The sequence below is a fragment of the Kushneria indalinina DSM 14324 genome, from assembly GCF_003385845.1.
GTDB lineage: Bacteria > Pseudomonadota > Gammaproteobacteria > Pseudomonadales > Halomonadaceae > Kushneria > Kushneria indalinina.
In genome coordinates, this window is record NZ_QRDJ01000001.1 from 1 (window position 1) to 3411 (window position 3411).

Annotated in this window: 6 protein-coding genes; all 6 read right to left on the reverse strand. The window is 53.6% G+C overall.

The window, feature by feature from the left end; genetic code table 11:
* Nucleotides 1–124: 124 nt before the first annotated feature.
* The 6 genes from C8D72_RS00005 to C8D72_RS00030 all read right to left on the reverse strand — a co-directional run bounded on the left by C8D72_RS00005 (nucleotide 125) and on the right by C8D72_RS00030 (nucleotide 3246).
* The gene (locus tag C8D72_RS00005; protein WP_115852390.1) at nucleotides 125–544 is read right to left on the reverse strand and encodes a hypothetical protein; all 420 of its coding nucleotides are present in this window, start codon (nucleotides 542–544) and stop codon (nucleotides 125–127) included.
* A 21-nt stretch (nucleotides 545–565) separates the two neighbouring features.
* Nucleotides 566–1102 (reverse strand): DUF2726 domain-containing protein, encoded by a 537-nt coding sequence (locus C8D72_RS00010; protein ID WP_115852391.1) that lies wholly within the window; start codon nucleotides 1100–1102, stop codon nucleotides 566–568.
* 64 nt (nucleotides 1103–1166) lie between these two features.
* Complete coding sequence (locus C8D72_RS00015; protein WP_425453223.1) at nucleotides 1167–2081, reverse strand: DUF932 domain-containing protein; 915 nt, start codon at nucleotides 2079–2081, stop codon at nucleotides 1167–1169.
* Nucleotides 2082–2170: 89 nt separating this feature from the next.
* Nucleotides 2171–2635 carry a hypothetical protein gene (locus C8D72_RS00020; RefSeq protein WP_115852393.1) on the reverse strand — a complete coding sequence of 155 codons (465 nt, stop codon included), beginning with the start codon at nucleotides 2633–2635 and terminating at the stop codon, nucleotides 2171–2173.
* Nucleotide 2636: 1 nt separating this feature from the next.
* Nucleotides 2637–2918, reverse strand: coding sequence for a hypothetical protein (locus tag C8D72_RS00025; protein ID WP_147301477.1), 282 nt, complete (start codon nucleotides 2916–2918; stop codon nucleotides 2637–2639).
* A complete protein-coding gene (locus C8D72_RS00030; RefSeq protein ID WP_147301478.1) occupies nucleotides 2911–3246 on the reverse strand; it encodes a hypothetical protein in 336 nt (111 codons plus the stop codon). The genes C8D72_RS00025 and C8D72_RS00030 overlap by 8 nt, the downstream gene beginning before the upstream one ends.
* Nucleotides 3247–3411 lie beyond the last annotated feature (165 nt).

Here is a 3411-nt window from a genome sequence, read left to right on the forward strand (position 1 = left end):
CAGGAGCGCAGCGACGGAGGAGCCCAGGGATCGTCACCGAAGGCCGGGACACGCGGGGGTTGGCGTGGCCCGGGGAGCGTAGCGAGTAGAGCCCGTTGGGGCCAGAAACCCTGACCAGATTGAATTACAGCTGATTACGCCACCATTCAAACAACATCGCGGCCTCGCCCGATGACAGCTGATACTGGCCCAGCTGGTAATGTCCCTGACCGTCGCATTGAACGATCTGGCCATCAATCCGCATGGGATTTTGCGTCACCCAATTACCGGAGCTGCGCTCCTGCAGGAAAGCGGTGCCGTTCTTCTCGACTGCTTTCAGGCACTGGACACTCGGGTCATACCGGCTCGATTTTTCCGCGATATATTTGGCTGTGGGGAAAGGCGGCAGACTGCCCATGTCGGCGGCCTGTGGCTGCATTTCAGTACGCTGCCCAGCAGAGGTGACGGATTCAGCAATGCTGGCAGCATCAACGCTCTGCATGGCGTTGGCAATACCTGTACTGGCTAAAAGAATGATTGGGATAACGAGCGTGATCGCTTTCATTTTCAACAACCCCTGAGTAGCTTATGCGGCTGATGTTTTCTTTGAATCCTTCGCCCTGAAGCCCTCAAAGGTTTCACTGTTGACCCGATAAAAATCCACGCCCGCATCCAGCATGACGCTGTTATATATCTTGTCTCTGCGCTGGCGATCCGGGCGGTTATGCGTCTTGTCATCAAGCTCATAAGCCCGGACAACCTGATAGCTTTTTTTGCAGACAATCACAAAGTCAACATGCCATTGCGATATCTGGCGAAACAGCGACAGATATTCAGCCCCACCGGAGGCATAACGCTTGGTGTTGGGAACGACGACATCAACCAGGCGGACCTGGCTGAAGATCAGGTAGTCCTGCCCAAACTCCTTTTGGAGTTTCTGAAAAAAACGCGCTTCGGGCGGGCTCATGAAGCGAGCCTTTTGCACGTATGCGCCGCCTTTTGACATTGTTCGCATTGCGCGGGTTTTGCCGCCTGATCCTGAAAATTTCCCGCCACTCTTGAGCTTCAAAAAGATAAGCGCGATAACCACAACTGCGAGTAGTGGAAGCCCTGGTAACTCCATAACACCCTCCTCGGGCAATAAATCGACTGCAAAGAGGCCGGGCGATCATCGCCCGGCCATGGTTTTAGCTGACCGCCTCGCGCAGCTGCTCGCTCAGCACCCAAAGGGCGCGGTTCATGCGAACGCTGGAATCGATCCCCTTCATTTCGCGGGTGCGTGTAGGACGACCCTTCTGATTGCGGCCGCGAAGGCCGCCGCGCAGCATGTTTTCCTGCACGCGATTGAAGGTTGACCAGAGATCGGCACCGCGATCTTCCGAACGTCGCGGCATGAGGATGGCATCCTCAGTCACTGGCGCCGGTTTGTCTTCCCAGCGGTATGACAGGGCAGCACTGGCCAGCGCGCGCTGCTCGGATGGCTTCAGCTGTACAGACTTCATCGACTCGCGTTGCTCATCCACTGCCGCCATGTGATTGAGCACTTCGTAAGCGCCTTCGATAACCTCGCCTGTCGCCTCGCCAGTATGGCGCACGCGAACATCACCAGCGGTATCGCCAATGACCATGCCGTTGGCACAGACGAAGCGGAAACACCCGGCGAGCATCTGGTAGCTGCTGGTGCCGTCATGGCTGTTGAGGAGGATGATTTCATTGACCTCCTTACCGACGATCTGGCTGGCGTGACGCAGGCGCAGCATGTGCTTTGTATGCTCCTGGCGACCCTCCTTGCGAGTAGCGGTCTGGCAGGCAAAGAATGGCTCGAAACCTTCGCCCCTCAATGCCTCCAGAACGTCGATGGTGGGGATATAGGCATATCGATCGGAGCGGCTTTCATGCGCAGCTCCTGCAAAGATGCTGGGCGCGACGCGCTGGATCTGATCATTGCTCAGCGGAGTTGTGGACTGCAGGGTGCGAGCGCGGTTTGAAAAGTTGCTTGCCAACATTGGGAATTCCTCTCTTACCTTGGTTTTCGGGCGCGGTTGCCGCCGCTGGTGCCCGGTGGCCAGCCCCTCGCTGACCACCCCTGTATTATCGGTCATCCCACCTTTATTGTCAATACTGCCGTCATCTTATTAGGCAAAAAAACACCTGCCATTTTCCCGCCTTGGCAGGAAGGCAGGTAACAGCGTTAATCAGGAAAATAACCCTTTAGAACTACATCATGAACGCTCAGCTCTTCAATTAGCATCCAAGCATAGACAATCGACCAGCGAGCCTGCCGCCGCGCCGCATTACGGGCACTGACAGTCGATCGCTCTTTTTCGCGCTGATCAATTTCCAGCTGATACTCCTCTTCACGATCTGTGTATTCTTTCCAAAAAACGGCGACAAGCTTGGCCTGCTCTTCACTCGCGGTGCCGGGCAAAAAATAGTCTATATACAGACCATCTTCGTAGCGAGCCCTCCACTTCGAAAGCGCCTTTTGCACCACCTCATCATCAGGCAGATCCGGGTGACGGTCGCGGCAATAGATGAAGGACGCCAGCGAATCGGGCAGTGGTTCAATTTCATCAGGCGACAGCTCAAAGGATTCGGGTGCCGGCGGAGCATGGATGGCAATGCTTTCCAGCCGTTTAAAGCGTTCATTGTCCATTTTATTGCTCCTTATAGCGGGCGAAGCGCTCTTTTAATGAGGCGTAAATTGACCAGGAAACGATGATTACCATGCCAACCATCATGCTCGCCATCATGGAAATGACCAAAACCATAGTCAGGTCATCCGCTGTTACGGGCCTGGCCCCATGCGCGAAGTTAAAATAAATAATCGATACTGCGACAATAAGCGTCATTGCCAGCCATGCCGAGAAGTAAATGGCCGCGGCCTTGATCATTCCCGGAAACCCGCTGGCAATCCGATCAACCGTTCCTTTATTCATCGTTATCTATCCCTTTGTTTGCAGTTGCAGCTCTTTGCTCGCAAAAACTATGAATTTCATCCATATCGGCATAGGTCATGGCTTTTGAATTTTCTTCAAAATAGGCATCGAATCTGGCTTTAACGCACCCTCCTGATTCCTGATACGTTTCTTCAAGCCTCTCACTTTCAACTCGAATATAGCCATGAAGCCAGTAGGCAATCCCAATGGCAGCAAAAACACCAATCAGGATTGGAAATATGCCGTCCTCAGCCCCAAACCAATACAAGCAAAAAGCAATATAAAAGAATAAGCCAAAGACAACACCTATCAATACGTTTTCGCTCATCCTGCAATCCTCTTTGATGGTGGCTGCCAGCCCCTCGCTGACCACCCCTGTATTATCGTTGATCCTGCCCTTTGTGTCAATACTGCCGTCATTTTATTTATCGGGTGATTGTCGGTATCAACCCCGGTTAATCAGGGCCGGGGGCTTGTGTTTTCCGGGGTGCCG

Coding starts and splice junctions, on each gene's coding strand:
- C8D72_RS00005 (WP_115852390.1), bottom strand. CDS start 544: ATGAAAGCGATCACGCTCGTTATCCCAATCATTCTTTTAGCCAGTACA.
- C8D72_RS00010 (WP_115852391.1), bottom strand. CDS start 1,102: ATGGAGTTACCAGGGCTTCCACTACTCGCAGTTGTGGTTATCGCGCTT.
- C8D72_RS00015 (WP_425453223.1), bottom strand. CDS start 2,081: ATGACCGATAATACAGGGGTGGTCAGCGAGGGGCTGGCCACCGGGCAC.
- C8D72_RS00020 (WP_115852393.1), bottom strand. CDS start 2,635: ATGGACAATGAACGCTTTAAACGGCTGGAAAGCATTGCCATCCATGCT.
- C8D72_RS00025 (WP_147301477.1), bottom strand. CDS start 2,918: ATGAATAAAGGAACGGTTGATCGGATTGCCAGCGGGTTTCCGGGAATG.
- C8D72_RS00030 (WP_147301478.1), bottom strand. CDS start 3,246: ATGAGCGAAAACGTATTGATAGGTGTTGTCTTTGGCTTATTCTTTTAT.